This window comes from Brevundimonas sp. GW821-FHT12E07 (assembly GCF_058807035.1).
The window spans coordinates 258,197-272,356 of record NZ_JBXAQH010000001.1; the positions used below are offsets into that span (position 1 = coordinate 258,197).

Below are 14,160 nucleotides of genomic sequence, written 5' to 3' on the forward strand. Positions count from 1 at the left end.
GGCGGCGGCGTCGCCTGACGATTCCCGTCAGGGTGCGGCGGTCGCCAGACGCCAGTCGGCCTGGACCCTCTGTTCGAACAGGGGACCGGCGCCCTTGATGCTGGTGCGCCAATCGCGGCCGCCGGACCCTTGCCCGACCAGCGTGCCCAGCGAACCGCGCAGCTCGGCCAGGGCCTCGGCGGGGCGGTTCTGGTCCAGCAGGAAGCCGGCGTAGAGGCCGGACTGGTCCAGCCCGATCGGATGGGCCGCGGCGAGGCGGGTCGAGGCGATGGTCCGGGCGCGCAGGAACAGGGGTTCGGCCTCCGCCGGGCGATTCAGGGCGGCGAGGGTGCGGCCATAGCCGCCCAGGGTCTCGACCAGATCGGGACTGTCGGCGCCCAGACCCGCCTCCTGGGCGTGCAGGCCGGCGGCGAACTCGGGTTCGGCCTCTGCGGGGCGGTTCTGGTCCAGCAGGCTGAAGCCGATATTGGCGCGCACGGCGCCGACGAAGGGATGGTCCGGCCCGACCAAGGCCACGGCCAGATCCAGCGCGCGGCGGAACTGGATTTCGGCCTTCCTTCCATCGCCCTGGGTATGCAGGAACCAGCCATAGTTGGTCAGGCACTGGGCCAGCAGGACCTTGTCCCCGGAGACCTCGGCGACCGAGACGGCGCGGCGATACAGGGGGGCGGCCTCGCGCGCCCGGCCGGTGCGGCGGAGCGAATTGCCGAGGTTGGACAGGACGATGGCCAGGTGGAAATCCTTGGGTCCGTGCAGCACCTCATACATGCCTAGCACCTGCCGATAGGCGGGGTCGGCCTCGGCATGGCGGCCCTGGGCGGTCAGGGTGTTGGCGTAAAGGTTCAGGCTGTCGGCGGTCTTTTCCTGCACGGGGCCCAGCACCGCGCGGCGCAGGTCCCAGGACTGGCGGGCGGCGGTTTCGGCCTCCTCGTTGCGGCCTTGCGCGTCGAAGGCCTTGGCGCGGTCATAGATCAGGGTGGCGATCTCGGCGGCGTCGGGAGCCTCGGCGTCGGAGGTGGTCCGGCCGGCGCGGCGCAAGGCCAGGGCGCGGTCGAGGTCGGCGTGGGCTGACGGGTAGTCGCCGGCGTCGATCTTCAGCCGGGCGCGCGAACCCAGGGGGCGGGCGAGGCGGACGTCGTCCGAACCATAGGTCCGCTCCACGACCGAGACGGCGGCGTCCAGCGCCTCCATCGCCCCCTTCAGATCGTCGGCGGCGTAGCGCGTCGCGGCCAGGACGATCAGGGCCTCGGAGGCCTCGACCGGATCGGCATGCAGGGCGAGGACGCCGGGCACGTCGGTCGGAGTGATCTCCGACCGGGCCGAGATGCGGACGTCGGCGGGGGGAGGAGGCGGAGGTGGTGGAGGCGGCGGGGGCGCCGTGACCGGCGGAGGTGGAGGCGGCGGCGGCTGCTGGGGCGCGGTCTGGCCGGACACCTGGGCAAGGGCGCAGCCACAGACCAACAGGCCGGCCGCCATCCCGAATACGCCACCCTTCCAGACCATGGTTCTCCCCCGGATTCCAACGCTATGCGGGCCGAAGCCGGGCGGCAAGGCCGGTCCAGCGCGAAGACGGCTTTACGAAGATGAACCCGCCATGAATGCGCCGAACCCGGGTCGTTCAGAAGCGAGGCGCTAGAAAGGGATCATGACGTCGGCATCCGCCGGCCCAACATCTTGCAAGGAGACGCACCATGATGAAGTTCAAGCTCGCCGCCGCCGCCGCGGCTCCCGTTCTGGCCCTGAGCCTGTTGGCCGGTTCGGCCGACGCCCAGAGCTACCGCGATCGCGATCATCGTGAGGACAACACCGCCAAGAACGCACTGGTCGGCGCCGCCATCGGCGGCATCGCGGGCGCGATCCTGGGCAACGGCGACGGCCGCTATGTCGCCGGTGGCGCACTCGCCGGGGCCGCCGTGGGCGCCGCGACCTCCAACTCGCGCGACGACCGCAACTATCGTGGCGGCTACGGCTACAGCTACGACCGGGGTCCGGACTGCGGCTATTTCCGCGACGGCCGCTGCTATCGCAATCAGGGCCACTGGGAGCGCGAGCACGGTATAAACAGCCGCGACTATGACCGCGGCCGCTATGACCGGCGCGACTATCGCTACGACCGCCGCTGGTAGGTCGTAGCCGAGGGCGGGGAACGGGCGCTTCGGCGCCCGTTTTCGCGTCTGGCCTCTAGCCGAGCAGACGGGTCAGCAGGCCCGCCGTCGAGGGGTCGAGATCGTCCGAGGGGCCGCCCGCCGCCACGTCCTTGAGGATGGCCTTGGCCAGAACCTTGCCCAGCTCCACGCCCCACTGGTCGAAGGAGTTGATGTCCCAGACCACGCCCTCGACGAAGGTCTTGTGCTCATAGAGGGCCAGGAGGGCGCCCAGGGTCTGCGGCGTCAGCCGCTCCATGACGATGGCCGTCGAGGGGCGGTTGCCGGGGAAGGTCTTGTGGGTCGCCAGACGGTCGGCCTCCGCTTCATCCGCGCCCGAGGCCAGCAGTTCGGTGCGGGCCTGTTCGGTGGTCTTGCCCAGCATCAGGGCCTGGCCCTGGGCGAGGGCGTTGGACCAGAGGGGCGATTCCGGGGCGTCTTCATGCGTTTTCGCCACGATGACGAACTCGGCGGGGACGACCTGCGGCCCCTGATGGATCTGCTGGAAGAAGGCGTGCTGGCCGTTGGTGCCGGGCTCGCCGAAGACGACGGGGCAGGTCTGGCGCGTCACGGGCGAGCCGTCGCGATGCACCCGCTTGCCGTTCGATTCCATCTCCAGCTGCTGCAGGAAGGCGGGCAGACGGCGCAGGGCATGGGCATAGGGGGCGACGGTGCGGGCCGGGCGGTTCAGGCCGTCGACGTTCCAGATCTGGGCCAGGGCCAGAAGGACGGGGGCGTTCTTCTCCAGCGGCGCCGAGACGAAATGGTCGTCCATGGCGGCGGCGCCGGCCAGCATGGCTTCGAAGACATCGGGGCCCAGGGCGATGACGCAGCTCAGGCTGACGGCCGACCACAGGGAGTATCGGCCGCCGACCCAGTCCCGGAAGGCGAAGGTGCGGGCGCAGCCGAAGGCGACAGCCTTGTCCGGGGCGGCGGTGACGCCGATGAAATGCTTGTCGCGACCGGCTTCCGGCAGGCCCGCCGCCAGCCAGGCCTTGGCGGCCTCGGCGTTGGCGAGGGTTTCCTGGGTTGTGAAGGTCTTGGAGACGACGACCACCAGGGTGGTCTCGGGATCCAGCCCGGTCAGGGCCTCGGCCATATCGCGCGGGTCGATATTGGCGACGAAGCGCAGGTCGATGGCCGGGGCGAGCGGACGCAGCGCATCCCAGACGACGCGCGGACCGAGGTCCGAACCGCCGATGCCGATGTGGACGATGGCGGTGAAGGGTTGTCCGGTCGCGCCCGTCTCGGCGCCCGAGCGGACGGCGTCAGCATAGGCGGCCATGTCGGCGCGGACGGCGTCAACCTCGGCCGAGACCGGTTCGCCGAGCGCGATGAAGTTCGCACCCATCGCCGCGCGCAGGGCCGGGTGGAGGACGGCGCGGCCTTCGGTCGAGTTGATGGCTTCGCCAGCGAAAAGACGCGTGCGGGCGGCCTCGACCCCGGCGGAGCGGGCCAGATCGAGGCAGGTCTCGAAGCCTTCGCGGGTCCAGGCCTGTTTGGACAGGTCGAGATACAGGCCGGCGGCCTCGACGCCCATGCGCGCGACCCGGTCGGGGTCGGCGGCGAACTGATCGACGATGCGGGCGTCGGCGTCGCGGGCGGCGGCGGCGTCGAAGGCGGTCCAGTCGGCGCTCATGGTAAACATCCCCTTCAGAAATCAAGGTGTCGTTTACGGGTCAGGCGTAAGCCGGTTCAACGGTTATTCCGGTCCTGATTCCTGAATTGATCCGGCGGAGAAGTTTCGATGTCCTGCGGTCTCGCCCTGAGCCTCGCCCTGATGATGAGCGACCCCAATGTCGCGGTCGCCGCGGCCCAGCCGCACGCGGTCGCCGGCGCCCCGGTTTCGGTGGCGGGCGAGCCCCTGTTTCTCGACATCGTCAGCCAGTCGGGTTCGCTGAAGGCCGTGGTCGACGCCTGGGCCGCCGAAAAGGCCGCCGACGCCCCGGGCTTCCTGACCGGCGCCGACTTCACCGGCTTCAAGGACCGCGCCGCGCACCTGTCGCAGACCGACATGCAGGGTCACCTGATCCTCAAGGAACGGGGCACGGACGGCGACCTGAAATGCATCCTGCGCGGCATCTCGGAAGACATCCCCAAGAAGATCGCCGCCGTCGAGGCCGCGACCACGCCCGAGGCCCGGGCCACAGCCCTGTCGGAGCTGTCCTATCTGCTCAACGACAATGTCGAGGTGATCACCTCGCCGCCGCAGCCGGAAGTCTAGAGGGTCGGTCAAACGACCCGATTGGCGCAGGGGCCAAAACGCGCTTGAGTGGGGCAGGCCGCGTCGAGAGCGGTCGCGGCCGCAGTGAGCCCCATGCCCAGGAAGTTTCTGGTCGTCGTTGACGACAGCCCCGAGTTCGACGCCGCCCTGCGCTATGCCGCGCGCCGGGCCCGTTCGACCGGCGGGCGGGTCGCGCTTCTGGCCGTCATTCCGGACAGTTCCGACGAGCACTGGGCCGGGGTGCGCGAGGAGATCCAGCGCCAGCAGAGGGCCGAGGCCGAGGCCCTGCTGGCCCGTCTGGGGGCCGAGGCCGCCGAACGCTCGGGCGCCCAGCCCCTGTTCATCATCGAGACCGGCGACGCCCAGGCGGCGATCCGCAAGACCGTCGGCGACGATCCCGAGATCAAGATCCTGGTCCTGGCCTCGGCCGGGGGCGGCAAGTCGGCGGGGCCGCTGGTCTCGGCGGTGCTCAAACACGGCGCGGCCTTCACCGGACGCAAACTGCCGGTGACCATCGTGCCGGGCGAACTGACCGACGCCGAGATCGAGGATCTGGCATGAGTGAAGGTCCGGTGATCGAGGGGCCGGTGATAGAGACGGGGCGGCTGATCCTGCGCCCGACGGCGATGAGCGATTTCGAGCGCTGGTGCGATTTCCAGTCCGATGCGGAGACCACCCGTTTCATCGGCGGGGTGAAGACGCCGTCCGAGGTCTGGCGCATCCTGATGACCTGCGCCGGCGCCTGGAGCCTGACGGGGGTCTGTTTCTTCTCGGTGATCGAGAAGGAGACGGGGCAGTGGATCGGCCGGATCGGGCCGTGGGCGCCGCATCAGTGGCCGGGAAACGAGGTGGGCTGGAGCCTGCACCGCGACGCCATGGGCAAGGGCTATGCGCTGGAGGCCTCGGTCGCCTCGATGGATTACGCCGTCGATGTGCTGGGCTGGGACGACATCATCCACACCATCGCGCCCGAGAATCTGGCGTCTGCGGCGCTGGCGGCACGTCTGGGCTCGACCAACCGCGGACCGGGCAAGCTGCCCTCGCCGTTCGACGGGGCGGTGGTCGACGTCTGGGGCCAGACGGCGGCGGAATGGCGTGAGAACCGCAAGCGGTTCGTCTGAGGGGCGCCGGTTGAAACCGGAACGGACCCGGAACATAATGGCGCCGTGACTGCTCTCCTCGACATCGAACTCGTCTTCAGCCGGCCCGAGACCACGCTTTCGGTGACGCGCGGGGCGGCAAGGCTGCTGATCGACATGGGCTATGCGCCGCTGCTGGAGGTGTGTCTGCCGAACGGGCGGCGCGCCGACGTCATGGCCATCGGCAAGAAGGGCGACATCGTCATCTGCGAGGTGAAGTCCGGGATCGACGATTTCCGCGTGGATCAGAAATGGCCGGAGTACGCGCCCTTCTGCGACGCCTTCTTCTTCGCCGTGGCCCCGGAGTTTCCCGAAGGCGTGCTGCCCGATGAGCCCGGTCTGATCGTCGCCGACGCCTTCGGCGGGGCGGTGGTCCGGGAGGCGCCGGTGCTGACCCTGGCGCCCGCGCGTAGGAAGGCGCTGACCTTGGCCTTCGCGCGGCTGGGGGCGATGCGGACGCTGAGGGACTAGGGATCAGGGACTAGGGACTAGGAAGGAAAGCGAGCCGGGCAGTCGGACGCCCCGACAAACCTAGTCCCTGATCCCTAGTCCCTCAGCGCGTCAGCGCGGCGCGCGCTTCGCCAGAATCCGCTGCAGGGTGCGGCGGTGCATGCCCAGACGGCGCGCGGTTTCCGAGACATTGTGGTCGCAGAGCTCATAGACGCGCTGGATATGCTCCCAGCGGACCCGGTCGGCGCTCATCGGGTTTTCGGGCGGTTCGGGCGAGGCGTCGCCGATGGCGAGCAGGGCCTTGACCACGTCATCGGCGTCGGCGGGCTTGGACAGATAGTCGACCGCCCCGGCCTTGACCGCCGCGACCGCCGTGGCGATGGCGCCGTAGCCGGTCAGCATGACGATGCGCGCGTCCTCGCGGCGCTCGCGGATCGCCTCGACGATCTTCAGGCCGTTGCCGTCCTCCAACCGCATGTCGAGCACGGCGTAGGCGGGCAGGGAGGTCTTCAGCGCATCGGTCGCCTCGGCCAGGGATCCGGCGGTGGTGACGTCGAAGCCGCGCGATTCCAGCGCCCGCCCCAGCCGGGTGCGCAGGGCCTGATCGTCGTCGAGCAGAAGAAGGGTTTTATCGTGAAGCGCGGCGACGCGGTCCTCGATGACTGACATTTCAAGAGTCTCCATGGGCCTCAAGTCGCGGTCCGGACCGTGCGGGTCAAGACGTGCGCGGCGTTTGGTCGCGACCGAGGAAGCGCCTGTAATCAGGTGATTTCAAGCGCGTACTTCCAGAGCGGAGAGGGGCCAGCGCACGGTCACCCGGGCGCCGCGCTGGCCCAAAGGTCCGTCGCCCGCCCCGACCGTGACCCGCCCGCCGGTGCGCTCCAGCAGGGTGCGGGCGATGAAGAAGCCCAGCCCCATCCCGCCCTGGCTGGGGATCACCGCCTCGGTCGAGGGCAGGGGCGGATAGGGCGGCGGGGGTGGGGCGGCGTCCTTGCGGCGACCGAGAGCCACGCCCAGACCCACGCGGGCCGGGCGGGCGGCGGCGCGCAACTGGGCGGCCAGGGCCCGGCGGGCCTTGCCGTGCGGACGGCTGGTCACGTAGGGCTCGCCGAGGCGCGGCAGGATGTCGGGGGCGAAGCCGGGGCCGTCGTCCAGCACCTCGACCACGATCCAGTCGTCATCGACCACGGCCGAGACCCGCACCGACGAGGCGGCGAAATCGGCGGCGTTCTCCACCAGGGCGGACAGGCCGTGAACCACCTCGGGCAGGCGCTTCACCGGCGGGATCGGCCGGCCGTCGGCGGTGATCGTCGCCACGGTGATGTCGAGGTCGAAGCCCAGATGCGGATCGACGACCTCATTGAGCAGGGCCTTGAGGCCGACCTCGGCATAGAGGGCGTCGCCGTCCTCGGGCCGCTGGGACAGGCGGGTCAGGATCTCGCGGCAGCGGTCGGCCTGCTGCAGCAGAAGGGCGGCGTCCTCGGCCTCGGGGCTGTCGGCGGGGGCGCCGCGCAGCATCTCCTTGGCCACGACCTGGATGGTGGCGAGCGGCGTGCCCAGTTCGTGCGCCGCGGCCGCCGCCAGACCGCCCAGCGCGGCCAGTCTCTGCTCGCGCTGCAGCACGTCCTGGGTGGTGGCCAGCGCCAGCTCCAGCTTCTCCGCATCGGCCGCGACCCGCCAGGCATAGGCCGAGGTGAAGATCACCCCGGTGGTCAGGGCCATGGCCAGGCCGATCCGGTAGAGAAGCGGCAGGATCAGCTCGGTCCCCGACTGCCAGGGCAGGGGCAGGGACCATTTGAACAGGACGCCGGTGGCGATGAGGACCAGAAAGCCCAAGCCGATGGCCTGACGGCCCGGCAGCGACGCCGCCGCCACCGTCACCGGGGCGACCAGCAGCAGGCAGAAGGGGTTCTCCAGCCCGCCGGTCAGGCCCAGCAGGGTCGAAAGCTGGAGAATGTCGAAGCCCAGATGCAGGGCCGTCTGACGGCCGTCGGGCAGGCGGTTGTCGGTGCGCCTGAGATGCAGCAGGGCCGCCAGATTGACCGCCGCCCCGACCGCGATGGTCGCGACGCAGGGCCAGACCGCGAGGGGGAAATGCAGCAGCTCATGCGCCACCCAGATGGTCGCCGCCTGTCCCATGAGCGCGAGCCAGCGCAGGATGATCAGGGTGCGCAGGGTCAGGCCGCGGCCGCGCCGGGGCAGGTCGCGCCAGTGGTCGGCGGGGCCTTCGCCTCCCAGAAGCGGGGGTTGCGACGTCATGGCGGAGGAAGAGGCGGTTTCACGGATGTCCACGGCCGTTCTATAGACCGCTCGCGGCCGTCTGTCGGCAGCGCCGGGAAAGACCAAATGCCACGCCGTTCCATCCTGCTGTTCGCCGCCGCCTGTTTCGTCATTGCCGCCTCACTGGCCATCGTCACCGTGGTGGTGGTCACCGGACGCGAGCGCGGGGTCACCGAGGCCTCCGGCAGCACGGGTCAGCCGGCCGTCGGCGGGCCGTTCCAGCTGGTCAATCAGGACGGCCAGACGGTCGACCAGACGATGTTGAACGGCAAATGGACCCTGGTCTTCTTCGGTTTCACCTACTGCCCGGACTATTGCCCCACGACCCTGACCGGGCTGGCGGCGACGAAAAAGCAGATGGGCGACAAGGCGAAGGATCTGCAGATCGCCTTCATCAGCGTCGATCCGGCGCGCGATACGCCCAAGGCGCTGAAGGACTATCTGGAGTCGGACGGCTTCCCCGAGGGCGTCGTCGGTCTGACCGGGACGCCGGAGCAGATCGCGGCCGTCGCGAAAGAGTACCGTGCCTATTATCAAAAGGTCGGCGAGGGCGAGACCTACACCATGAACCACACCCTGACGGTCTATCTGATGGGCCCCGACGGCAAGTTCCGCGCGCCGCTCGCCTATGATCTCGGGCCCGAGAAATCGGCCCAGCTGATCGAACGGGTGATGGCGCGCGGCTGAGCCGGATCGGTCAGGCGAACGGCCATGACAACCGAAGCCCGCAAGACGGAACGGCGTGAGGAGGCCCTGTCGAAGGACCGGATCGTCGAGACGGCGATCGCGATCCTCGACGCCGAGGGCGACGCGGCCCTGACCTTTCGCGCCCTGTCGGCGCGGCTGGCGACCGGCCGGGGGGCGATCTACTGGCACGTGGCGGACAAGAAGGCGCTTCTTGCGGCGGCCGCCGACAGGGTCATCCATCAGGCACTGAGCGAGCCGGCAGCCGGCAACGGCGAACCACGTCAGGCGATCCGGACCCAGGCGCTCCGGGTCTTCGACGCCGTCCGGGCGCGGCCCTGGCTCGGCGTGCGGCTGGCCGGCGAGCCCTGGTCGTCGGCGGCCCTGCGGATCTTCGAGGAGGTCGGAGGCCGGCTCGACGCCCTGGGCGTGCCGGCCGAGGCGCAGTTCGACGCCGCGGCGGCCCTTGTGAACCTCATCCTCGGCGCGGCGGGACAGACGGCGGCGGCGGCCCGGATGGATCCACGGATCGCCGACCGTTCCGCCTTCCTGCGCGCCGTGGCGGGCCAATGGAGCCGGCGCGATCCCGCCCTCTATCCGTTCGCGCACCGTATGGCCGGGCAGCTGGCCGCACAGGACGACCGGGCGCGGTTTCTGGCCGGGATCGACCTCATCCTGACCGGGATCGAAAGCGGATCCGACGATCGTCATGGGGAACCATCACGCCCCTAAAGTGATAATCCTTTTGCAGTGCACAATGATTTATGGTGCCTTGCGCGCCATTCGGCGGGGGTCGATATCGGAATCTCATGCTCTACGCACTTCACGAGCTCGCCTACCAGTCGGCGCAGCCTTTCCGCCTCGGGGCGCAGTTCGCCCGGAAATTCTGGACCTCGCCCTTCAATCCGGCGTCGGACACGGCGATCGGCCGCACGGCCTATGCCTCGGCCGAACTGTTCGAGAGCGTCACCCGCCGCTATGGCAAGCCCGACTGGGGACTTGAGGTCATCACCATCGACGGCAAGCCGGTGCGCACCGTCGAACAGGTGGTCTGGGAAAGCCCCTGGGTGAAGATGGTGCGGTTCGCCCGCAACGTCGGGGACCTGAAGCGCGCCAAGAAGCCCGTCGCGGCGCCCAGCGTCCTGATCGTCGCCCCCCTGTCGGGCCACTATGCGACCCTGCTGCGCGGCACGGTCGAGACCTTCCTGCAGGACCACGACGTCTATGTCTCGGACTGGACCAATGCGCGGCAGGTGCCGATGCTGGAGGGCCGGTTCGACTTCCACGACTATATGGACCACGTCCGGTCGATGCTGGCCCAGATCGGCCCGCGCGCCCATGTCGTCGCCGTCTGCCAGCCCGGACCGCCGGTCCTGGCCATGGCCGCGGTGATGGCCGAGGAGAACGACCCCAACCGTCCGGCCTCGATGACCTTCATGGGTTCGCCCATCGACGCCCGCCTGTCGCCGACGGTGACCAACCAGCTGGCGGAAGAGAAGCCGTTCACCTGGTTCCAGTCGAACATGATCCACACCGTGCCCTGGCCCTATCCGGGGTTCGGCCGGCGCGTCTATCCGGGCTTCGTCCAGCTCTACAGCTTCATGTCGATGAACGAGGAGCGCCACACCGACGCCCACTGGACCTATTTCACCGATCTGGTGAAGGGCGACGGCGACGGGGTCGAGAAGCACGAACAGTTCTACGACGAGTATCTGTCGGTGCTGGACCTGTCGGAGGAGTTCTATCTCCAGACCATCGACATCGTCTTCCAGGACTACACCCTGGCCAAGGGCGAGCTGGATCACGACGGCAAGCGCGTCGACCTGTCGAAGATCACCGACATCGGCCTGATGACCGTCGAGGGCGAGAACGACGACATCTCCGGCGTGGGCCAGACCCAGGCCGCCCATATCCTGTGCCCCAATGTTCCCGTCGAGCGTCGGGTGCTCTATGTCCAGCCGGACGTGGGCCACTACGGCGTCTTCAACGGCCGGCGGTTCCGCGAGGAAATCTATCCGCGCACCCGGGACTTCATCGCGAAAAATGAAAAGCTCTGCGCCGTACCGGACCGGTCAGCGACTGCCGCTTGAGGCGCCGGCCGGCGCCGATCCGATCCAGCTGCGTCTGTCGGTGAACCCGAGGGCGCGGCGGATCTCGATCCGCATCGATGCGCGGGCGGGCGAGGCGGTGGCCATCGCCCCGTCGGAACGCCGCCTGTCCGAGGCCGTGGCCTTCGCTCGGTCCAAGGCCGGCTGGATCGCCGAACGGCTGGAGGCGCGGGTCGAGGGCCAGCCGCTCGCGCCCGGCCAGATCATCCTGCTGCATGGCGTCGAGACGCGACTGGAAGCCACCGGGACCAATGGCGCGGCGCGGCTGACGGCAGATGCGGTCGGGCCGGTGATCCGCTCGGGCGGCGAAGGGGAGGCCTTCGCGCGCCGGGTCGAGAACCTGCTGAAGCGCGAGGCCCGGGCCCAGCTGGTCGCCCGCACAGAGGTCCATCTGAAGGCGCTGAACCAGAGACCGGTGAAGGTCTCGGTCGTCGACACCCGCTCACGCTGGGGCTCGTGCAGCCCGCACAACCGCTCGATCCGCTATTCCTGGCGCATGGTCATGGCTCCCCCGGCGGTGCTCGACTATCTGGCCGCGCATGAGGTGGCCCATCTGGTTCATGCGGATCACAGCCCGGCCTATTGGGCGGTGGTGCATGGGCTGGTCGGGGATCACCGGCCGTTCCGCGCCTGGCTCAAGGCCCACGGACAGGCCCTGCACGCGGTAGGCCGTTAGGTCAGCGTAGCAGCCCGGCCAGCGGCATCGACAGCACCAGCAGGGTCGCCAGACTGTAGACGGCGAAGGCGTTCAGGGTCTGGCGGCGGCCCCGGGCCGAGATCGGGTCGCGCGGGCGATACCAGCGCTGGGCCCACAGCAGATAGACGGCTTGCGCGCCCCAGCAGGCCAGGAAGACCAGAACCGCCCAGGGCTGGAGCATCATCAGGGCCGCGCCCGAGGCGAGGACCAACACCGAGCCCATGGCCAGCATGACGTCGGCGGCGCGTTCCGTCGGGGAGGAGGGCAGGACGGCGGCGATCATCCGCTCCATCCGCCAATTGATCAGGACCTGCCGCAGGGCGAGGACGCCCGCGAGCACATAGAAGACACCCATCCCCCGAACGGCCCATTCCATGACAGGAAGGGTGATCTATTACTTCGTATAGGTAAACCTACGGATTCTGACAGGCGTTGTGGGGAGACCTGTCAGGCCATGGCGTAGAGGCAGCCCGCGAGGCTGGCGACCGCAACAGCGACAATGAAGATGACGCCGGTCTTGCGTGAAGCGCCGATGACGCCGTGGATTTCGTGCGCTTCAAGCTCCCCGACGCCGCCGTCGGCGCGGGCGTCGCGCGCCCATTCGCCGTCGTTATCGTCGTCTTCGGCGAAGGCGCCGTCGCGGGCCTGACGCAGGATGTCGCGGGCGCGCAAGACCTGATCGCGCGGCGCGACGACGCGTATGTCGCCGATGGCGATCTGCAGATGGGGCATGCTGTTGGCCATCTCCCGATCAGGCAGATGGGCGTCGATGCCGTGATTGCGCAGCAGAGCCACGGCGAGTTCGCCTTCAGGCAGGGTGGAAAAGCGCGCGACCTCCGAAACGTCCACGCGCTGTCTCCGGGTTCCCTAGAGGTCCAGCAGCGAGCGCTGCGGGTCTTCCAGGTGTTCCTTGACGCGGACCAGGAAGGTCACGGCTTCCTTGCCGTCGACGATGCGGTGGTCGTAGCTGAGGGCCAGGTACATCATCGGGCGGATCTTGACCTCGCCGTTGATGGCCATCGGACGCTGCACGATGTTGTGCATGCCCAGGATGCCCGACTGCGGCGCGTTCAGGATCGGCGTCGACATCAGCGACCCGTAGGTGCCGCCGTTGGTGATGGTGAAGGTGCCGCCCTGGAGCTGGTCCATGGTCAGGCCGCCGTCGCGGGCCGCCTTGCCGAGGTCGGCGATGCCCTTTTCGATGCCCGCCAGCGACAGGGTGTCGGCGTCGCGCAGGACCGGAACCACCAGACCCTTGTCGGTGCCGACGGCGACGCCGATGTCATAGTGGTTCTTGTAGATGATGTCGGTGCCGTCGATCTCGGCGTTGACGGCCGGAATCTCCTTCAGGGCGTTGATCACCGCCTTGGTGAAGAAGCTCATGAAGCCCAGCTTGACGCCGTGGCGCTTCTCGAAGGCGTCCTTGTACTGGGCGCGCAGGGCCATGACCTGGGTCATGTCCACCTCGTTGAAGGTGGTCAGCTGGGCGGCGGTGTTCTGGGATTCCTTCAGGCGGCGCGCGATGGTCTGGCGCAGACGGGTCATCTTGACCCGTTCTTCGCGCGGCTGATCGGCGCGCGGGGCGGCGGGAGCTGCAGCAGCGACCGGGGCAGGGGCGGCGGCCTTCGGAGCCGGAGCTGCGGCGGCCGCGAGGGCGTCGCCCTTGGTGATGTTGCCCTTGGGACCGGTCGGGGTGATCGAACCGGCGTCCAGACCGCCTTCGGTGACGATGCGCTGGACCGACGGCGACAGCTGGGCCGAGCCGGTGTTGGCGGCGGCGGCAGGCGCAGCGGCGGGAGCCGGGGCCGCAGCAGCCGGGGCGGCGGCCGCGCCGGCGCCGGCGGCGATCGAGCCGATGGTCTGGCCGGGGGTGACGGTCGCGCCTTCGTCGGCGGAGATGGTCAGGACGCCGTCAGCCGGAGCCGCGACCTCGACCGCGACCTTGTCGGTCTCGATCTCGACCAGCAGCTCATCCTTCTTCACGGCCTCGCCGTTCTTCTTGAGCCACTTGCCCATCGTGCCTTCGGCGACGCTCTCGCCCATGGTCGGAACCGGGATGGCGACGGTCGCGCCGCCAGCGGCGGGCGCGGCGGCGGCAGGAGCCGCAGCGACGGGGGCTTCAACAGCCTTTTCGGCCTTCGCAGCGGGCTTGGACGCGGCCGGGGCGGCCGAGGCGCCTTCGGTGACCACGCCCAGGACCGTGCCCGGAACGACGGTGTCGCCCTCGCCGGCCTTGATGTCCGACAGGACGCCGTCGGCCGGGGCCACGACTTCCAGCGAGACCTTGTCGGTCTCCAGCTCGACCAGGACCTCGTCCTTCTTCACCGCGTCACCGACCTTCTTGGTCCATTTTGCGATGCTGGCTTCCGAGACGGATTCACCAAGGGTCGGGGTCAGGATGTCGGCCATGTCGGGTCCAGGCTTTCGTATTTCA

The 14,160-nt window shown here is 69.3% G+C and carries 16 protein-coding genes; 9 read left to right on the forward strand and 7 right to left on the reverse strand.

Going from position 1 to position 14,160, the window contains the following annotated elements:
- Positions 1-27: 27 nt before the first annotated feature.
- Complete coding sequence (locus AC1ROD_RS01275; protein WP_492946455.1) at positions 28-1,503, reverse strand: tetratricopeptide repeat protein; 1,476 nt, start codon at positions 1,501-1,503, stop codon at positions 28-30.
- A gap of 188 nt (positions 1,504-1,691) precedes the next feature.
- Here AC1ROD_RS01275 and AC1ROD_RS01280 point away from each other — a divergent pair, with 188 nt between their 5' ends.
- Positions 1,692-2,126 (forward strand): YMGG-like glycine zipper-containing protein, encoded by a 435-nt coding sequence (locus tag AC1ROD_RS01280; RefSeq protein WP_492946456.1) that lies wholly within the window; start codon positions 1,692-1,694, stop codon positions 2,124-2,126.
- Between the two features lie 55 nt (positions 2,127-2,181).
- On the opposite strand, the gene pgi is transcribed toward AC1ROD_RS01280, so the two are convergent.
- Entirely contained in the window at positions 2,182-3,792 is a 1,611-nt protein-coding gene (gene pgi, locus AC1ROD_RS01285; protein ID WP_492946457.1) for a glucose-6-phosphate isomerase, read from the reverse strand.
- Positions 3,793-3,891: 99 nt separating this feature from the next.
- On the opposite strand from pgi, the gene AC1ROD_RS01290 reads away from it, so the two are divergent.
- From AC1ROD_RS01290 to mmcB, 4 genes are all read left to right on the forward strand, one after another.
- Positions 3,892-4,368 (forward strand): hypothetical protein, encoded by a 477-nt coding sequence (locus AC1ROD_RS01290; RefSeq protein WP_492946458.1) that lies wholly within the window; start codon positions 3,892-3,894, stop codon positions 4,366-4,368.
- 93 nt (positions 4,369-4,461) lie between these two features.
- Positions 4,462-4,929 carry a universal stress protein gene (locus AC1ROD_RS01295; RefSeq protein WP_492946459.1) on the forward strand — a complete coding sequence of 156 codons (468 nt, stop codon included), beginning with the start codon at positions 4,462-4,464 and terminating at the stop codon, positions 4,927-4,929.
- Entirely contained in the window at positions 4,926-5,489 is a 564-nt protein-coding gene (locus AC1ROD_RS01300) for a GNAT family N-acetyltransferase (RefSeq protein ID WP_492946460.1), read from the forward strand. The genes AC1ROD_RS01295 and AC1ROD_RS01300 overlap by 4 nt, the downstream gene beginning before the upstream one ends.
- Positions 5,490-5,552: 63 nt before the next feature.
- Positions 5,553-5,978 (forward strand): DNA repair putative endonuclease MmcB, encoded by a 426-nt coding sequence (gene mmcB / locus AC1ROD_RS01305; protein WP_492947716.1) that lies wholly within the window; start codon positions 5,553-5,555, stop codon positions 5,976-5,978.
- A 90-nt stretch (positions 5,979-6,068) separates the two neighbouring features.
- Here the strand turns inward: mmcB and AC1ROD_RS01310 are convergent, their stop codons facing one another.
- Positions 6,069-6,626 carry an ActR/PrrA/RegA family redox response regulator transcription factor gene (locus AC1ROD_RS01310; protein ID WP_492946461.1) on the reverse strand — a complete coding sequence of 186 codons (558 nt, stop codon included), beginning with the start codon at positions 6,624-6,626 and terminating at the stop codon, positions 6,069-6,071.
- Positions 6,627-6,728: 102 nt separating this feature from the next.
- Positions 6,729-8,216, reverse strand: coding sequence for an ActS/PrrB/RegB family redox-sensitive histidine kinase (locus AC1ROD_RS01315; RefSeq protein WP_492947717.1), 1,488 nt, complete (start codon positions 8,214-8,216; stop codon positions 6,729-6,731).
- An 87-nt stretch (positions 8,217-8,303) separates the two neighbouring features.
- On the opposite strand from AC1ROD_RS01315, the gene AC1ROD_RS01320 reads away from it, so the two are divergent.
- The 4 genes from AC1ROD_RS01320 to AC1ROD_RS01335 all read left to right on the forward strand — a co-directional run bounded on the left by AC1ROD_RS01320 (position 8,304) and on the right by AC1ROD_RS01335 (position 11,705).
- Positions 8,304-8,924, forward strand: coding sequence for an SCO family protein (locus tag AC1ROD_RS01320; protein ID WP_492946462.1), 621 nt, complete (start codon positions 8,304-8,306; stop codon positions 8,922-8,924).
- 24 nt (positions 8,925-8,948) lie between these two features.
- Entirely contained in the window at positions 8,949-9,653 is a 705-nt protein-coding gene (locus tag AC1ROD_RS01325) for a TetR/AcrR family transcriptional regulator C-terminal domain-containing protein (protein ID WP_492946463.1), read from the forward strand.
- A 77-nt stretch (positions 9,654-9,730) separates the two neighbouring features.
- On the forward strand, positions 9,731-11,011 hold the full coding sequence (locus tag AC1ROD_RS01330) for a polyhydroxyalkanoate depolymerase (RefSeq protein ID WP_492946464.1): 1,281 nt from the start codon (positions 9,731-9,733) through the stop codon (positions 11,009-11,011).
- Complete coding sequence (locus tag AC1ROD_RS01335; RefSeq protein ID WP_492946465.1) at positions 10,965-11,705, forward strand: M48 family metallopeptidase; 741 nt, start codon at positions 10,965-10,967, stop codon at positions 11,703-11,705. Before AC1ROD_RS01330 ends, AC1ROD_RS01335 begins: the two co-directional genes overlap by 47 nt.
- A 1-nt stretch (position 11,706) precedes the next feature.
- Here AC1ROD_RS01335 and AC1ROD_RS01340 read toward each other — a convergent pair whose 3' ends face one another.
- The 3 genes from AC1ROD_RS01340 to odhB all read right to left on the reverse strand — a co-directional run bounded on the left by AC1ROD_RS01340 (position 11,707) and on the right by odhB (position 14,135).
- Positions 11,707-12,081 (reverse strand): hypothetical protein, encoded by a 375-nt coding sequence (locus AC1ROD_RS01340; protein WP_492946466.1) that lies wholly within the window; start codon positions 12,079-12,081, stop codon positions 11,707-11,709.
- A gap of 92 nt (positions 12,082-12,173) precedes the next feature.
- Complete coding sequence (locus tag AC1ROD_RS01345; RefSeq protein WP_492946467.1) at positions 12,174-12,575, reverse strand: putative signal transducing protein; 402 nt, start codon at positions 12,573-12,575, stop codon at positions 12,174-12,176.
- 18 nt (positions 12,576-12,593) lie between these two features.
- Positions 12,594-14,135 (reverse strand): 2-oxoglutarate dehydrogenase complex dihydrolipoyllysine-residue succinyltransferase, encoded by a 1,542-nt coding sequence (gene odhB, locus AC1ROD_RS01350; protein ID WP_492946468.1) that lies wholly within the window; start codon positions 14,133-14,135, stop codon positions 12,594-12,596.
- Positions 14,136-14,160 lie beyond the last annotated feature (25 nt).

Excerpts from the sequence above, each read along its gene's own strand:
- AC1ROD_RS01275 (WP_492946455.1), bottom strand. The coding sequence starts at position 1,503 with ATGGTCTGGAAGGGTGGCGTATTCGGGATGGCGGCCGGCCTGTTGGTC.
- AC1ROD_RS01280 (WP_492946456.1), top strand. The coding sequence starts at position 1,692 with ATGATGAAGTTCAAGCTCGCCGCCGCCGCCGCGGCTCCCGTTCTGGCC.
- pgi (WP_492946457.1), bottom strand. The coding sequence starts at position 3,792 with ATGTTTACCATGAGCGCCGACTGGACCGCCTTCGACGCCGCCGCCGCC.
- AC1ROD_RS01290 (WP_492946458.1), top strand. The coding sequence starts at position 3,892 with ATGTCCTGCGGTCTCGCCCTGAGCCTCGCCCTGATGATGAGCGACCCC.
- AC1ROD_RS01295 (WP_492946459.1), top strand. The coding sequence starts at position 4,462 with ATGCCCAGGAAGTTTCTGGTCGTCGTTGACGACAGCCCCGAGTTCGAC.
- AC1ROD_RS01300 (WP_492946460.1), top strand. The coding sequence starts at position 4,926 with ATGAGTGAAGGTCCGGTGATCGAGGGGCCGGTGATAGAGACGGGGCGG.
- AC1ROD_RS01310 (WP_492946461.1), bottom strand. The coding sequence starts at position 6,626 with ATGTCAGTCATCGAGGACCGCGTCGCCGCGCTTCACGATAAAACCCTT.
- AC1ROD_RS01315 (WP_492947717.1), bottom strand. The coding sequence starts at position 8,216 with ATGACGTCGCAACCCCCGCTTCTGGGAGGCGAAGGCCCCGCCGACCAC.
- AC1ROD_RS01320 (WP_492946462.1), top strand. The coding sequence starts at position 8,304 with ATGCCACGCCGTTCCATCCTGCTGTTCGCCGCCGCCTGTTTCGTCATT.
- AC1ROD_RS01325 (WP_492946463.1), top strand. The coding sequence starts at position 8,949 with ATGACAACCGAAGCCCGCAAGACGGAACGGCGTGAGGAGGCCCTGTCG.
- AC1ROD_RS01330 (WP_492946464.1), top strand. The coding sequence starts at position 9,731 with ATGCTCTACGCACTTCACGAGCTCGCCTACCAGTCGGCGCAGCCTTTC.
- AC1ROD_RS01335 (WP_492946465.1), top strand. The coding sequence starts at position 10,965 with ATGAAAAGCTCTGCGCCGTACCGGACCGGTCAGCGACTGCCGCTTGAG.
- AC1ROD_RS01340 (WP_492946466.1), bottom strand. The coding sequence starts at position 12,081 with ATGGGTGTCTTCTATGTGCTCGCGGGCGTCCTCGCCCTGCGGCAGGTC.
- odhB (WP_492946468.1), bottom strand. The coding sequence starts at position 14,135 with ATGGCCGACATCCTGACCCCGACCCTTGGTGAATCCGTCTCGGAAGCC.